At 69.2% G+C, this 15,564-nt stretch carries 12 protein-coding genes; 6 read left to right on the top strand and 6 right to left on the bottom strand.

The window, feature by feature from the left end:
• Positions 1–87: 87 nt before the first annotated feature.
• The 3 genes from IE278_RS23375 to IE278_RS23365 form a co-directional block, all read right to left on the bottom strand.
• Positions 88–867, bottom strand: a complete 780-nt coding sequence (locus IE278_RS23375; RefSeq protein WP_189775219.1) for a YidC/Oxa1 family membrane protein insertase — start codon at positions 865–867, stop codon at positions 88–90.
• 241 nt (positions 868–1,108) lie between these two features.
• Positions 1,109–1,423 carry a DUF6412 domain-containing protein gene (locus IE278_RS23370; RefSeq protein ID WP_189775187.1) on the bottom strand — a complete coding sequence of 105 codons (315 nt, stop codon included), beginning with the start codon at positions 1,421–1,423 and terminating at the stop codon, positions 1,109–1,111.
• Between the two features lie 164 nt (positions 1,424–1,587).
• Positions 1,588–2,358 (bottom strand): class E sortase, encoded by a 771-nt coding sequence (locus IE278_RS23365; RefSeq protein ID WP_189775186.1) that lies wholly within the window; start codon positions 2,356–2,358, stop codon positions 1,588–1,590.
• 222 nt (positions 2,359–2,580) lie between these two features.
• Between IE278_RS23365 and IE278_RS23360 the strand changes: the two genes are divergently transcribed.
• The 6 genes from IE278_RS23360 to IE278_RS23335 all read left to right on the top strand — a co-directional run bounded on the left by IE278_RS23360 (position 2,581) and on the right by IE278_RS23335 (position 11,096).
• Positions 2,581–3,597 (top strand): SEC-C domain-containing protein, encoded by a 1,017-nt coding sequence (locus tag IE278_RS23360; RefSeq protein WP_189775185.1) that lies wholly within the window; start codon positions 2,581–2,583, stop codon positions 3,595–3,597.
• A gap of 208 nt (positions 3,598–3,805) precedes the next feature.
• Positions 3,806–5,353: an ATP-binding protein gene (locus IE278_RS23355; RefSeq protein ID WP_189775184.1), complete on the top strand. Its 1,548-nt coding sequence runs from the start codon at positions 3,806–3,808 to the stop codon at positions 5,351–5,353.
• A 106-nt stretch (positions 5,354–5,459) separates the two neighbouring features.
• Positions 5,460–8,360 carry a Z1 domain-containing protein gene (locus IE278_RS23350; RefSeq protein ID WP_189775218.1) on the top strand — a complete coding sequence of 967 codons (2,901 nt, stop codon included), beginning with the start codon at positions 5,460–5,462 and terminating at the stop codon, positions 8,358–8,360.
• A gap of 15 nt (positions 8,361–8,375) precedes the next feature.
• Positions 8,376–8,825 carry a very short patch repair endonuclease gene (locus IE278_RS23345; RefSeq protein ID WP_189775183.1) on the top strand — a complete coding sequence of 150 codons (450 nt, stop codon included), beginning with the start codon at positions 8,376–8,378 and terminating at the stop codon, positions 8,823–8,825.
• Positions 8,822–9,793: a DNA cytosine methyltransferase gene (locus IE278_RS23340; RefSeq protein WP_189775182.1), complete on the top strand. Its 972-nt coding sequence runs from the start codon at positions 8,822–8,824 to the stop codon at positions 9,791–9,793. The genes IE278_RS23345 and IE278_RS23340 overlap by 4 nt, the downstream gene beginning before the upstream one ends.
• A 67-nt stretch (positions 9,794–9,860) precedes the next feature.
• Positions 9,861–11,096: a DNA cytosine methyltransferase gene (locus IE278_RS23335; protein ID WP_189775181.1), complete on the top strand. Its 1,236-nt coding sequence runs from the start codon at positions 9,861–9,863 to the stop codon at positions 11,094–11,096.
• A gap of 13 nt (positions 11,097–11,109) precedes the next feature.
• Here the strand turns inward: IE278_RS23335 and IE278_RS23330 are convergent, their stop codons facing one another.
• The 3 genes from IE278_RS23330 to IE278_RS23320 are packed head-to-tail and all read right to left on the bottom strand — an operon-like array spanning position 11,110 to position 15,124.
• Positions 11,110–12,015, bottom strand: coding sequence for a DUF6339 family protein (locus IE278_RS23330; protein ID WP_189775180.1), 906 nt, complete (start codon positions 12,013–12,015; stop codon positions 11,110–11,112).
• Positions 12,012–13,004, bottom strand: coding sequence for a hypothetical protein (locus IE278_RS23325; RefSeq protein WP_189775179.1), 993 nt, complete (start codon positions 13,002–13,004; stop codon positions 12,012–12,014). The genes IE278_RS23330 and IE278_RS23325 overlap by 4 nt, the downstream gene beginning before the upstream one ends.
• Positions 13,001–15,124 carry a helix-turn-helix domain-containing protein gene (locus IE278_RS23320; protein WP_220451688.1) on the bottom strand — a complete coding sequence of 708 codons (2,124 nt, stop codon included), beginning with the start codon at positions 15,122–15,124 and terminating at the stop codon, positions 13,001–13,003. Before IE278_RS23320 ends, IE278_RS23325 begins: the two co-directional genes overlap by 4 nt.
• Positions 15,125–15,564 lie beyond the last annotated feature (440 nt).

Here is a 15,564-nt window from a genome sequence, read left to right as displayed (position 1 = left end):
CCACCAGCTCGCCGAGGCGCCAGCAGCTCGTCGAGGCGCCACCAGCTCAGAGCGTCAGTGGCTCCATGCCTGCGCCGGCTCCGGGCGTCAGCCCATCACGGCGGCGGCCGGCACGGCCCCCGGCATGTCCCGGTACAGCACCGCCCGCTCGACCGCGCTCCACGTCGTACTGGTCACCACGTACAGCGCGGCGGCCAGTGGCACGAACGCCACGGTGAGCAGCGTGAAGAAGGACATCAGCGGCATGACCTTGGTGATGGCGCCGAGCCCCGGCACCTGCGGCTGCGCGTCCTGGCCCCCGCCGAAGGCCCCGGCCGCCGGGTTCGCCGCGGCACCGGCCGCCATCATCCGCTTCGTACGCCGGTAGTTGAACGTGGCGACGGCGGCGACGATCACGAACAGTCCCACGTACACCAGCCCCTGCGCCCCGAAGACCCCGCCGTCGCCCAGCGCGTCCGCCCACCGGTCCCCCAGCGGCGCCGCGAACAGCTTGTGGGCGAGCAGGGAGTTCGCCTCGTCGCCGATCCGGGAGTTGGAGAACAGGTGGTAGAGGAGGAAGAAGGCCGGCAGCTGGAAGAGGCTCGGCAGGCACCCGGACAAGGGGGACACCTTCTCCGCGGCGTGCAGTTCCAGCACCGCCTTCTGCAGCTTCTCTGGGTTCTTGCCGTGCTTCTTGCGCAGCTCGGCGATCCGCGGCTGCAACGCCGCCCGCGCCCGCTGCCCACGCGCCGAGGCCCGCGACAGAGGGTGCACGAGGAGCCGTACGAACGCGGTGAACAGGACGATCGCGGCGGCCGTCGCCGAGTCGTGGAAGAGCGGGCCGAGCAGCTCGGCGAGCCCCTCCACGAGGCTCGCGAAGGCGGACATGAAGGTGGCGAACAGGGATGAGATCGCGGACATGGGTGAGCCCTCCGTGGGTCTCGTCGTACCGAGGGGATGAGACGTGACGTACGTCGGCATGACGACCCGCGAGGGACACTGCGAAGGCAGGAAGGCAGGAGCAGGAGCAAAGAGCAGAAAGCAGAAAGCGAGAAAGCCGCTGCTGCCGTTGCCGTTGCTGTTGCCGTTGTGCTGTTGCCGTTGTGCTGTTCCTGTTGCTGCGGAGTCCCTACGCGGCCGTCGGGAGGGACCGGCCGGGCGCTCGGGGACGCCTGCGCCCCCGGGCGTCGGGATCGCGCTGCGGCAGGAACGCCGTGCGCTGCTCACGGTCGCGCATGGCCGTACGGACCCGGGTCCGAGGCACGGAGGGCGCGAGGCGCGAGGAGATCAGGGAACAGGCGGCGAGCGCGGACCCGGCCGCGGCGGTCGCCGCGAACGTGACGGCGACGGCTCCGGAGAGGCTGCCGGTGTCCAGGAACGCCACCTGCAGAAGGAGTACGAGCAGCAGAACGGCGGGCTTCACCTGCGCCCAGGTCCGTGTCACCGACTGCCCCCTCCCCTCGACCCCGCTATCGCGCGGATACGCCACGCTCCATGACCTCCTGCCGTTATACAGGATCCGCCCCGGCAGCCCCAGACGGACTCCGTACGGACTCCCTGCCGGACTCCACACGGACTCCGCCCTGGCCGCCCTGCCGCAGCCGGAGGCTACCGAGGCCGCACGGAGCGAAGCTTCCCCCAGACGACCAGCCGGTACGTGGAGGTGTACTGGGGCGTGCAGGTGGTGAGCGTCAGATAGTGCGCGGGCTCGGTGTACCCGTACGCGGGCCTGACCGTACTGCGAGGTATCGCCCGGATCGTCCCACCGTCGCCGGGCGAGGTCCGCGGCAGCGTCCGGTCGACGACGTACGTATAGACGGCGGCCCGGGTCTCCACCTCGACCCGGTCCCCGCGCCGGAGCCGGTCGAGGTACCGGAAGGGCTCGCCATGGGTGTTCCGGTGCCCGGCGAGAGCGAAGTTCCCGACGCGGCCGGGCTGAGCGGTGTCCGGGTAATGCCCGACGTACCCCTTGTCGAGCACACCCGACGCGCCGACACCTTCCGCGACGGGCACGCGGAGCCCGAGCCGTGGAATGCCGAGAACGGCGAAAGCCTGGTCGTAACGGGGCCGGCCCCCGCCCCCGGGCAGCCCTCCACCGGTTCCAGCTCCGGAACCGAATCCGGAACCGGAACCCCGCACAAGCGGCTCCCCACCCCCCTCTGCATCCCCCTCCCCCTCGTCCTCCCACTGCTGTTCCAGGGCCTGGACCTTGCGCTCGGCGGCTTCCTTGGCCTGCCGGTTGGTCCACCACAGCTGGTGGACGACGAGCAGCAGGAGGACGACACCGAGGGTCACGACGACTTCGGCGGTGTTCCAGAGGAGCCGGGCGTACCGCGCACGCCGCCGCCGACCCTGCTGATGGACGACGGGAACCCGCACGCGCGCGCCTCCTCTCCGGGGTGGGGACAGGACCGGGGCCGGGCGGCCGGTGCCGGGGCCGCACGATAGGGGCTGCGCCCCCAACTCGCCATCCCCACGAACGCCCGCCTACACATGCGACGGAACACACCACTGAACACATCGCTGAACACTGCGCGCCGATCCGACCCCTGGCCTGCACATACCTCACCTCTGTCGGCCGTCGGCAGTACGGTGTCACTCATGCGCCCCGACACGTCTGCCGAGTACGTCGACCACAACGCCGAAGCAGCACGCCTGGAGCGGACAGCCGGCCTGTATCCCGAGGACGCCGAACACCTGCTCGTGCAGGCGGCGGCCCACCTCGAACTGGCCGACGACCGCCCGCGAGCCACCTCTCTCTACGACCGCCTGCTCTCCAGCACGACCCCGCTGGAGAACCCGTTCCTGGTACGGGCCCTGAAGGCGGCCAACCTCTGGGAGTACGGCCACGAGGCGGAGGCCGGGGCGATCATCACCGGAGTCCGCGCGGCGGCCCCCCGCGACCCGGCGCCCTGGGTGATCGTGGCGGAGGCCCTGGAGGCCCACGACGAGCTGGAAGCGGCGCAGGAGACGTTCACGGAGGCGGCGGTCCACCTCCTGACGGATGTCGCGGAGCCTCCGTACGCGACCCACCCGGTCCTCTTCGGACGCCATCGCGTACGCCGCATGCTGGGCCTGCCCCACGACGACTGGGACTCCCTCGCGGACGCGATCAACACCTCCCCGGTCTCACTGGACGAGCTGCACGACCCGAAGCGCGTGTGGTCGCTGGGCTCGGACAACCCGGCGGAACTGCAGGCGGAGATCTCCCGGCTGCGCGCCGAACTGGGCACGTTCCGCGAGGCGTTGTCCCGCCCGTTCCCGGTGGCGGTCCTGCACTGGCCGGCGGACGAACTGACCGAACTCCTGACGGCGTACCCGTCCTTGTCGGCGGAGTACCCGTCCCACGAGGAACACCTGTCGACGATAGAGGCCTCGCTACGAGAACTGTCGACGTCCGGCACCCCGAACCTGGGCATCGTGACGGGCACGGTCCCGTCGTACGAGGCCTTCGCGGCGTCAGAACTGGCTTCACCCGGCGACGCGTCGCTACTACCGCAGTACGCGACGACGCTGGCGGCCCGGGGGCGGGCTGTGACTTGGCCGCCGGAGCGGGGGGCGGGGTGTTGGTGTGGGTCGGGGCGGGCCTACGAGGCTTGTCATGGGGCGGGTCTGTAGGCGGACTTCAGCTGTCCGCCCGTCCCCGGCGCCGAGGGCTCAGGCCGGAGCCCCCGGCGCCCGGGCAGGGGGCACAGGAAACTCTCCGTCCTCATTTCGGCACCGACGGTACCGGTGTCCGACCTTTGCAGTACCGTCACACTATTGATCGGGATGTCGGGCCGCTCCTCCCCCACGCAGGCTCCGACCTGTGTGCACGAGGAAGCCCATGCCCTACGAATCAAGCGCAGCCTGGCAGTACGACGTCCCCACCACCGGCAGTACGCGCCTGCCCCCGGACGCCGGTTACGGCAAGGCGCTCACCAACCAGGGGTACGGCTTCGAGGTCGCCGTCGCCGACCTGATCGACAACTCCCTCGACGCGGGCGCCGACGAGATGGTGGTGCACTTCCTGCGGGACGCCGAGCGCATCCTGACGCTTCTGATCATCGACAACGGCCGCGGCATGGACGACGCCGGTCTGGACGACGCGATGACGGTCGGCAAGCGCCGTGACTACGACGACGACTCCCTCGGCATGTACGGCACGGGCCTGAAGGCCGCCTCCCTCTCCCACGCCTCCTCGCTCACCGTCGTCAGCCGCACCCGGCGCACCCGCGCCGCGGGCCGCCGCCTCACGGCCGAGGGCATCGAGGACGGCTTCCGCTGCGACACCGTCGACCCCCGCTACGCGCAGGACCTCGTCGACCGCTACGACGGCGTCATCGAGTGGCAGGGCACGGTGGTCCGCTGGGACCGGGTGCGGACCTTCGAGACGGTCGCGCGCGGACAGAGCGACCAGTACCTGTCGAAGGCGATATCCCGTCTGGAGACCCATCTCGGCCTCTACTTCCACCGGTTCCTGCGCAAGGGCCTGAAGTTGGACATCGCCGTGTGGGACGTCGGCGACGGCGGGCAGTGGGAGGAGCTGGACCACATCAGTGTCGAGCCCCTCGACCCGTTCGGCTACAAGGTGCCGGGGCGGGCGGGTTACCCCCGTTCGTTCACGGCCCCGGTCGAGGGCGTCGGCGACGTGACGCTCACCGCGCACATCTGGGCCGCCAAGTCCAAGCAGGCGGGCTTCCGGCAGATCGGCGCCCTGGCCGAGCGACAGGGCTTCTACTTCTACCGCAACGACCGGCTCGTGCAGGCGGGCGGCTGGAACGGCCTCCGCAGCCCGGAGGGCCACCTCGTCCTGGCCCGCGTGGAGGTGGACCTGCCGGCCACGCCGAACGGTGTCTTCAGCCTCGACGTGAAGAAGGAGGGCGTCACCGTGACCCCCGCCTTCACGCTCGGCGTGGAGAAGGCGGTGGACGCGGCGGGCCACACCTTCCACGCCTACATCCTGGACGCGGAGGCGGCGTACCGCGACGGCACGAAGCGCACCGAGATCGTCCGCAAGCCGGTGACCCCGCCCGGCAAGGGCGTCGATCCGAAGGTGAAGCGGGTCGTCAAGGAGGAGCTGCCGCAGAAGCCGGCCGAGGAGCCGATCGCGTTCACCTGGGCGCCGCTGCCGGACGACCGCTTCTTCGACCTCGACCGCGAGGCGAACGCCGTCCTCCTCAACAGGTCCTTCCGGGAGGACTTCAACGACGGCCGGCGCGGCGGCTCGAACGACGCCCCCGTCACGAAGACGCTCCTCTATCTCCTCCTCGAGGACTGCTTCGGCCTCGGCCGCTGGGAGAAGGCACGCCAGGACCGCGTCGACTACTGGAACACGATCCTGCTGGCGTCGGTACAGGTCCAGCGCGAGCGCCGCGAACGCGGCGTCTCCTGACCCTCCCTCCTCCGCCACCGCCCGCCGTGACCGCCACCCCGATCGTCTAAGGACCTCCGTGCGCGACGACACCCTCCTCGCCATCCACACCTCCGCCCTGTCCGGCATGACGAGCGGCCCGAAGTACTTCGCCAAGTGGGCGGCGCTGGCCGCCGACGAGGACCACCCCGACGCCGACCTGACCGAGGAGACGTTCCGTGCCCGGCTCACCACCGGCGACGAGGAGCTCCTCGCCCTGTGGAGCCGTCACCTCAACGACTGGGACTTCGCCGAGTCCGCCTCCTGGGCCCCCGGCGTCCCGCCGCGTACCCCGGAGCGGCGCGCGGCCGCGTACGACCGGCTGCGGCTCGGCGAGGACCTGCGCAAGGTGCTCGACGAGCTGGTACGGGTGTCCGAGGTGCCCGGCGCGACGATCATCACCCGGGAGTTCACCCCCTGGTACACCCCGGAGCGTGCGGAGGCCCGCTCGTTCTACTGGCGGGCGTACGAGCGCAAGCTGCGCGCCAAGGGCTGGGCGCCGGAGGCGGTCGCCGGTCTCGACGAGGCGAGCCGCGCGGTGGTCGAGCGCCTCACCGACCCGGAGCAGACTGCCGCGCGCCAAGCCAAGGGCCTGGTCGTCGGTTACGTGCAGTCCGGCAAGACCGCGAACTTCACCGGTGTGGCCGCGAAGGCCGTCGACGCGGGATACCGCCTGGTCATCGTCCTCGGCGGCACCCTCAACATGCTGCGCGCGCAGACGCAGCGCCGCCTCGACATGGAGCTGATCGGGCAGGAGAACATCCTGCGCGGCGCGGACCCCGACGACGTGGACAGCCTGGTCGGCGTGGACTACGTGGGCGACGACGAGGAATGGCCGCAGTTCGTCCGGCACGGCGGGCGCCCCTCCACCCGCGGCGCCTTCGACATCGAACGCCTCACCACGCGCGACAACGACTACAAGAGCCTCGCGCAGGGCATCCGCGCCCTGGAGTTCGAGAAGCGCGAACCGACACGCCCGCTGCACGACCCGTCGAACCTGCACCACGCGGCGGCCCGCGTGATGGTGGTCAAGAAGAACAAGAGCGTCCTGGAGAAGCTGGTCAAGGACCTCAAGCAGATCCACGGCATCCTCGGCGAGCTGCCCGCCCTGATCATCGACGACGAGTCCGACCAGGCGTCCGTGAACACGTCGAACCCGAAGAAGTGGGAGCAGGACCGCACCGAGCGCACCGCGATCAACAAGCTCATATCCCAGCTCCTCGGCCTGCTGCCGCGCGCCCAGTACGTCGGCTACACGGCGACCCCGTTCGCCAACGTCTTCGTGGACCCGAGCGACGGCGACGACATCTTCCCGTCGGACTTCCTGATCTCCCTCCCACGGCCCGCCGGTTACATGGGCGTTCAGGACTTCCACGACCTGGACTCGACGGTGCCGCCGGAGGAGCGGACGTACGCCAACTCGCAGGAGGAGGCGCACGTCCGCAGCATCTACGACTCGACGGGCGACCGGCTCCAGGAAGCGATGGACGCGTTCGTCCTGTCCGGCGCGCTGAAGCTGTACCGGGCGGCACACGGCGTGCCGGAAGGCCCGTTCCGCCACCACACGATGCTGGTGCACGAGTCGGTGAAGAAGGACGACCACGCGGAGCTCGCGCTGCGCATCAACTCCATGTGGCACGAGGCGGGTTACGCGTCCACAGCGGGCCACACGCGACTCGCCGCACTGTGGGAGTCGGACCACGCGAAGGTCAGCGAGGCCCGCGCGGCTGGCCTGCCCTCGCCGGCCTCGTACGAGGAACTGCGCCCGCACGTCAGCCGTGCCCGCCAGCTCATCGGTTCGGGAAGCCGCCCCGTCATCGTCGTGAACGGCGACTCGGACCGCTACTTCGAGCAGCTCGACCTGGACTTCGACCGCACGCCGAACGTCTGGAAGATCCTGGTGGGCGGCATGAAGCTGTCGCGTGGCTTCACGGTGGAGGGCCTGACAGTCACCTACTACCGCCGCACCACCCAGCAGGCGGACACCCTGATGCAGATGGGCCGCTGGTTCGGCTTCCGCCCCGGCTACCGCGACCTCGTCCGCCTCTACATCGGCCGCGAGGAGACGTACGGCCGCAGCGGGACGGCGGACCTGTACGAGGCGTTCGAGGCGGTGTGCCGGGACGAGGAACTGTTCCGCGGGCAACTGGCACGGTACGCGCAACTGGTGGACGGACGTCCGCAGATCACGCCTTCGCAGGTGCCGCCCCTGGTCTCCCAGCACCTACCGTGGCTCAAGCCGGCGGCGCGGAACAAGATGTACAACGCAGAGCTGGTGGAGATCCGGTCGCCGGGTGAGTGGGTGGAGCTCACGGCTTATCCGGCCGCCACCGCGACGGCGGACCTGCGGCACAACGTGGAGACGTGGAAGCCGGTCATCGACCGCCTCGACGCGCCGCCGGTCACCCTCGCCCGCGGCGGGACGGAGTACGAGGCGCTCGTCTCCACCGTCGACCACGACACCCTCCTCAAGGTGTTGTGCGAGCTACGCTGGTCGGAGCCGCGTCAGTTCTCGCCTCATCTGGAGTCCCTCATCGAGGCGGGCAACCTCAACGCCCCCATCGACGACTGGGTCGTGATCGCTCCGCAGCAGACGTCGGGCCGCCGTACCGAAGGGCGCATCCTGGGGTCGCGATCGCTGTCGCTGGCCCGTCGTACACGGCGCAGGAACGATTTGTTCGGTGCGATCAGCGAGCCCAAGCACCGGCCCTCCGTCCTACGCATCGCCGGTTCCGGCAGGACACCTCACGGCAACGAGACCGTGGAGGCGCTCGTCCGTCCCCGACGCGGCGCCGTCGTGCTGTACCCGGTCGTGGAGTCCGATCCCGTGCTCTCCTCCGACGGCTCGGTCGACCCCCATCGTCTGGTCATGGCCTTTACCCTGGTCGCACCGGGTGGCTCCGCACGGGCGGGACGCGGCCTGCTGCGCTTCCGGGCCCGGGACAACGGGACGAGCGACCACGCGATCGTCGATCACCAGGACATCTGAGCATGGGAAACGTCCATGAACACCGCGAAACCGTCCTCACCCGCCGTCTCCGCGAGGATGAGTCGACAGGCGAGACGGGACACCGCACCCGAGGTGGCCGTGCGGAAGCTGCTCCATGCCGCGGGCCATCGGTACCGCCTCAACGTCCGGGTCCCGGGGATGTCCCGGCGCACGATCGACATCGCCTTCACCCGCTCCAAGGTCGCCGTCTTCATGGACGGCTGCTTCTGGCACGGCTGCCCGCAGCACGCGACCCAGCCGAGGGCGAACGCGGAGTGGTGGCGCGAGAAACTGGACCGCAACATGGCCCGGGACGCGGAGACGACGCGGCATCTGGTGGCCTCGGGGTGGACGGTACTGCGGTTCTGGGAGCACGAGGTGCCGGGGGACGTGGCGGAGCGGGTGGCGGCGGTGGCGAAACGGTGCGGGACGAATCGACGGCGTGACGATCAGGGGGAGTTATGACCGTTCCTACTTTCGTGGACATCTGCTCGGGCGGCGGGGGCCTCGCTCTGGGTCTGGAACAGGCCGGCTTCGAGCCGGTCCTTCTGCTGGACCAGAAACCGGACGCGTGCGAAACGCTGCGGCTGAACCGTCCGTCCTGGAACGTGCTGCAGACAGATCTTCTGGACTTCGACCCGGTGGACCATCAGCGCACCTATGACGTGGATCTCCTTTCCGCCGGCCTCCCACGCGTGAAGTCGTCCGCGACCGCCAGGCGCGAGGACACCGGGGACGAGCGCCGTCTGCTGGAGGCAGCGATCTACTTGGCGCACGCCGTCCAGCCTCGGGCCGTCCTGCTCGAGAACGTCCCAGGGCTCATCGAGGCGGACGACTTCCTGGAGATCCGCTCCTTCATCGAGGGCGAACTGAAGCACCTCGGCTACGCATCCCACTGGTTCGTACTCAACGCCTACGACTTCGGCGTCCCGCAGGACCGCAAGCAAGGCGTGCTCGTAGCTCTCAAGGAACGGTACGCCGACGGATTCGTCGCTCCCGCGCCGACGGTGGTCACTCACGTGTCCGTGGGTAAGGCCCTGCACACGTCGATGTCCGCGCGGGGGTGGCGGGGCGCCGACGAGTGGTCGGCTCGGGCGGACAAGGTCGCGCCGACCCTGGTGGGTGGATCGGACAACCGGGGCGGAGCCGACCTGGGCCTGACCGGCAGCAAGAAGGCGTGGGCCCGTATGGGGATCAACGGCAACGCACTGGCCGATGAGGTACCGGGGCCGGACGGGGTCCAGGAGTCGGACACGTCCATGTCCCCCTTGAAGAAGATCACGGTCGAGCAGGCAGCGATCCTCCAGTCCTTCCCGAAGGACTGGGTCTTCGCCGGTGGGAAGACGAAGCGCTACCGCCAGATCGGCCACGCGTCGCCACCACCGGTGGGCAGGGCGTTGGGACGGGCGATCCGCACCGCGCTGGGTGTCTGACAGTTCAAGCCGGATGACCCTGACTACGACAGAAGACGATCTTCAACGCCGGCTACACTTCGACCTCATGACCCACGCACCTCTCCCACCACTCGACCCTGCGCACGTCCGCATCGTGGACCTTTTCGCAGGGCCGGGTGGACTCGACATCGCGGCTTCGATCATGGAATTGGAGTGCATCGGGGTGGAGTGGGATGCCGCGACACGTGCGACGCGCGATGCGGCGGGGATCAAGCACACCGAGCAACGGGATGTAGCGGAGATCGGCCCCTGCGACCCCCAGGTGGTGGACGCGAACGTCCTCACCGGTGGCCCGCCGTGCCAGACGTTTTCTGTCGCCGGAAATCGTGAAGGTCATAAGGCGCTGGAAGACGTGAAGCGTTTGGCGACACGTCTGGCGAGTCCGCGGACCTCTGAGGCTTTCGACGCCGTCTGGGAAGACGTGCAGAAAGAGACCACGCAGGTGAGGGACGACACCGGCGAAGCTCCGGACCCGCGTACCGGACTCGTGCTGCAGCCTTTGCGCTGGATCATGGAAGCGAAACTCAAGCGTCGAAAGCCGTACGAAGTCGTGGTATTGGAACAAGTACCGACAGTTCTACCGGTTTGGAAACATTACGCCGAGCTCCTCAGGACACTCGGATACGCCGCAGACGCCCACGTCCTCCAAGCCGAGTGCTACGGCGTTGCCCAGACCCGTCGGCGCGCGGTGCTCATAGCTCGATACGCCCCGGACAGCGTGGACAGCAAGGTGCCGTTCCCCGAACGGACCCATCAGCTCTACCGGCCCGGCGTCGAACGGCTTCCGACACAGGATGAGCAGGCAGCGGACGCCCCGTCCACGCTCTTCACGCACGACGTGAAGGGGTGGACGGCGATGCAGGACGTCCTTCCCGATCGTCCGTCCGACTTCGTGGTGGTCTCCAATTACGGGTCCGGCGGTGACCCCAAGAAACGCGGTCGCCGCACTTCGGAGGAGCCGGCGGCAACGGTCACCGGGAAGGTCCGGCGCAATCGCGTCTTTCACCTCAAGGAGACCAGAGACGGTCGGAAGGAGATCGGCGAGGAATTGGAGCGACTGTCCCTCCGAGAAGCGGGCTTGCTGCAATCGTTCCCGGCCGCGTATCCCTGGCGATCGACCGACGGCGCCCAGCAGATCGGTAACGCGATCCCACCACGGCTCGCCGTTCACATCCTGAGTACCGCGCTAGGCCTGGGGAAGCCGGACAATTCCTTGTTCACCGCCCTGCAGGAATGGAAGCCGCCGTCCCAGCACGGTGATGCGACCGTCGAGGCTGGTTGAGGAATCACCGCGCTCACCCCGCGGGTGGGTCAGATGCCAACTCCCTGCCCCGCACCGGAGCATCCGCGTAGAGCCCTTCGAAGTAGTCGGTCAGCACCACCACCGAGTTCTCAGGCGCACGCTCCTCCTGCGGGCCCTCGGGCAACGCGTTCCGACTGACCGGGGAGGCTCCCTCCGCTGCCGCGATCCAGTCACGCAGAGGCTCCGCGTCCCGCTCGGAGTCCTGCGCGACCACGTCGTACATCAGCGTGGCTGCCGACGCGTTGACCGCGGAGGCCAGCGCGTTGGCCTCGCGGCCCGTGCGTATCACCCCGCGTTCGATGAGACGGACAAGAGCTAGGGCGGTGGGACGGTGGTCGACGACGTCCATCCGTAGTGCAGTGTTGAGCATGTCCTGATTCCCGCACGCAACCACGACGGGTGCGTAGTCAGGGCCGTTCCGGAACAGTTCCGCCGTCCACCACAGCCGAGCGAACGCCTGCGTGTAGTGGACGCCACGGAACCTGGCCCGGGCGACGCTCGGCGCGCCGCCGTCCTTCCTCGGCGTCGCCGGCAGATGGCGCCGGACGACATAGTCAGGTGCCACCCCGAGCGCCAGATACGACCACAACCGCGCGTCCGCCGCCTCCCTCCGGGTCAACCTGAGCGTGGCGTGCAGGCGGGGTGCCAGCCAGGCGTCCGCCGCGGTCGGGGGCCGCTCGTCGTCGCGGAACTTGTGCATGACGTCGTCGATCAGGTCCCGCACCGGTCGCAGGCGGAACCGGGCGTCGTCGACGGGCAGTTCTTCCGTGGCCTTGTTCAACGCGATCGACGGCACGTCCTCGCGGCCCGTGAGCAGGCCCTCGGTGATGTACGTGGCGGCCTGCATGTCGGCGAGCAACGCCAGCCGCTCCGGCAGGTGCTCGGGTCTTGCGGTCACGCGGTGGCCTCCTGGTCGAGTCGTTCGATGCCACGGACGGTCTCGCCCAACGCCTTGGGTACCTCGGCGCGGCGCGTGGCGGCGTAGTGGATACGCGGCTGGAGTTCGGCCCAGGTCCCGTCCCCGGTACGTCGGGCGTGCACCTCGCGCAGCGCGTCCTCGACGGAGCGCCCGGGCACGACGTCGGGCAACATCTCGCGCAGCACCTCGCCCCGCCAGTCGGGCGGGAGGAGCGGCGTGCCGTCGTCCTCGATCTCCAGGTCGCCGATGGCGGTGTGGAACACGGCGGTCCACACGTCGGTGCAGAGCTGGGAGAGCAACATCTCGCCCACCAAGCTCTCGACCTTGGTGCCCGCTCCCTGCACCAATGCGGTGAGGCCCTCGAAGTCGGTGTTCAGACGGACGGTCGGCATCCGTCCCGAGGTGTCCACCATCCAGGGCGCGTCCCGGAAGGGTCGCAGCCACTCGGCCGCGCGCGCGAAGCTGACCGTCACGACGTCCAACTGCCTGTCCCGCAGCGGCACGTCGGCTGTCACGTCGACCATCCAGTCCCGCTCGGAGGAGGCGATGATCCGACCCGGTACGCCGTCGACCGTGGCCACCACGTGGACGGAGAGCGTCGCCCTGTCCAGGTGGTCGGGTCGGGCGAGCGTGACGGTTCCCGTCCACTCCCGCTTGTCCGATCCTTCCGGCTCCAACCGGGCGACGGTTCGGGCGTTGGTGGCCTTCTCCGTCAGGACGGCGACCACGGTCAGGTCCGACCAATGTCCTTTGGTCTCGATCTCCCGGGCCGGCACGGTCGCCGACAGCTTGAGCCGGGCCGTCTCCCAGTCCGGGCGTTCGGCACGTCCCAGAGCCACGACCTGCTCGACGACCGAGTAACCCTTGGTGTCCAGATCCTCCCGTGCCTCGTCGGGACCGTTCAGCCGTACGGCCGTGACTCGCAGGGTCACGGGACCGGACGGGCGGGCGTACGGATAAGCCCTCATGCGCTGTCTCCCCTGCCCGTGTGGAGCTCGACGACGAGACCGGTCAGCGCGGCCCGTACGGGGTGCGTGGACACGTCGGTGACTCCCCGGAAGGAGGCGCGGCGCGCGCCGGGCGCGAAGTGCAGGACGCCGTCCACCACTTCACAGTTGCTGACCGCGACGAGTTCGGACCACCGCACCACCGGTCGCGGACCGGACCGGACATCCAACTTCGCGACCGGGCTCATGTGCCAGGTCTCACCGCCCGTGGGCACCTTCACCTCGGCGGTGACCTGCCACGCTCCGTCGGCGTCGACCGTGGCATCGAGATCGTCGAGCCTAGGCAGCGCCACGGCCGTGTTGCCCTTGGCTGCAGCCTTGCCGGAGACCTTCAGCCGCTTGCGTACCTTGCCGGTGCCGGTGCTGTCCTTCTTCTCCTTCGGGACGGCGACCAGTTCCTTCACGGCCTTGTTCGTCGCCGTCGTCAGCGCCGCGATCCGGCGGTGGGCCGACGGCGAGTAGCGCATACGCAACTCCTCCGTCTGGCTCCACTTGTTGTGCTCGGGTGGCTCCGACGTACGCAGGAACTCCTCGGCCTCCGCGGCGAAGGGAGAGTCCTCGCCCGCGGCACGCCCCGCGAGGAGGACCGCCTGGAACGGGTCGGTCCCCAGGGGAAGGTCGGGGACCCTGCTGGTCCTGACCGTCATCCGGTTGCCGCGCATCGCTGTCACCTGGTTCGGCTTCCCGTCGGGGTCCGAGGCATCGGTGACGAGCAGCACGGCTCGGTGTTCGCCGCCCGAGCCGGGGCGTCCCGCGATGTCCGGCACCTTCAACGGCACCGTGACGGCGGCCACCTGACCGACCTCGGTGATCCGCTCCACCGTGTTCCCCGCGAGGAACGCCTGCAGGGCCCGCGAGCGCGCCGGTTGGTAGATCACCGGGTCGACCCGCTCCTCCTTGAGAAACTCCTCGCCGTTGCGCTGGGTCCGGACCGACGCCTCCAGTAGCGGCTGCCGGTCCCCGCCCGTCGTCATCGCCGCCCAGAAGTTACGGCCGAGCGCCTGGACCAGCCGCTTGTGCATGCGCTCCAGGCTGTCCTCGTCGTCGCTCGGGTCACTGTCGGGCCGGGCCCCCGCGAGGCTCGCGACGTCGTGCGCCCCGACGATGAGGAAAGAGGTGCCGGGGTCGTCGCTCTCACGATCGAGGTGCAAGCTCTTGGCCGTCTCCTCGTCCGCCCACCAGGAACGCACCACGTCCACGTTGTCCGACTCGGCGTCGGGGCGACCGAGCCAGGCGGGGCCGGCGTACGGCTTGCCGTCCACCTCGCGCCACGGCAGGTCGAGGCGCCCGATCAGCCGTCGATCGGTGCGTCCCTCGTGAGGCTCGGCGAGGGTGGAGTTGATGAGGACGAGGCCGAGCCGGCTGGTCGCCCACAGGGTGGCCTTGCCCAAGCCGTAGGAGCCACCGGCGCCCGAGTCGGACTTGCGGCTGTCGAGTTGGCGCCGCACGACAGCGGCGAAGCGACCGTCGGCGTAGTCGTCGCCCGTCAGACCGCTCGCGTTGTAGTCGTCGACCCGGAGCAGCACCAGACGGTCGCGGTCGTACATCTCACGGAGCCCCGCGCTGATGACACGGCCGACCTTCTGGTCCTGCGCGGCGGCACTCTCGTAGTGCGGGAAGAGGTCGTCCCAGCGGATGGCCGTACGGAATCGGGCCAGGGTCTCGCCGGTCAGCTCGTTCAGGGTGTAGCGGACACGGACCGGCTGTTCGCTCTCCCTGCGACGCTCGTCCAGGCTGTTCTGGGTCGCCTCGCGGGCCAGGACCTCCAGATCGGCCTCGAAGGCGAAGGCCGCAGCATTGCCGAACTCCCTTCCGCCGTCGGCGTGTCCGGGGCGGTGGTACCAAGTGATCGGGAGGCCGGCCAGGGTGTCGGTGGTGCGGGTGTGGAGCGTACCCACGTCCAACTTGAGCGCTTCGGCAATCTTGTTGATCGTCTCGGTCCGGGGCTCGGCCCGACCGGTGATCCACGCGGAGACAGCGGCACGGGTCACTCCCACCGCCTCGGCCAGCTCCGTCTGCTTCATCCTCGTCAGCTGGAGCTGACGGGCCAGCCAAGGCCCGAAGTCTTCTCCGACCTCCACGCTTCCCCCTCTCAGGTCACCGTCCGGCCCACGGCACGGGCGATTGACGCGACGGCGACCTGTCAAACGATACTTGACGAGCACCTCCCGGCTCTCGGAATGTTGCCATCAGAGATCAGATCCCTTCACCCTTGCTCGTCACCCTATACACCTTAAATCCCTTTTACCCCTACACCCCCTGCGACAAGGGAGGACCCGAATTCCACAACACCCCCCTTGCGTCACTCGAACAGGATTCGCTAACCTTCCGTCAGGAAACGTGGCCCACCGCCACGTGACCCCTTTTTCGCATTTGGTTTCAGTGCGCCGTAGGTCACCAGGCCTCCCCCCATTCGTGCGCCCCTACCGTCCTGTACGAGTAGTCTCTTTCGCCACGAACGAATGGGTCCCCGTGACCAGCCATTCCCTTTTTCGCGCCCTCACTCCGCCCGATGGGGCCC

It is taken from the genome of Streptomyces tauricus (genome assembly GCF_014650955.1).
In the GTDB taxonomy this organism is placed as follows: Bacteria; Actinomycetota; Actinomycetes; order Streptomycetales; family Streptomycetaceae; genus Streptomyces; species Streptomyces tauricus.
The sequence above is the reverse complement of the archived record's forward strand: the minus strand, read 5'-3'. Positions and strand labels throughout refer to the sequence as shown.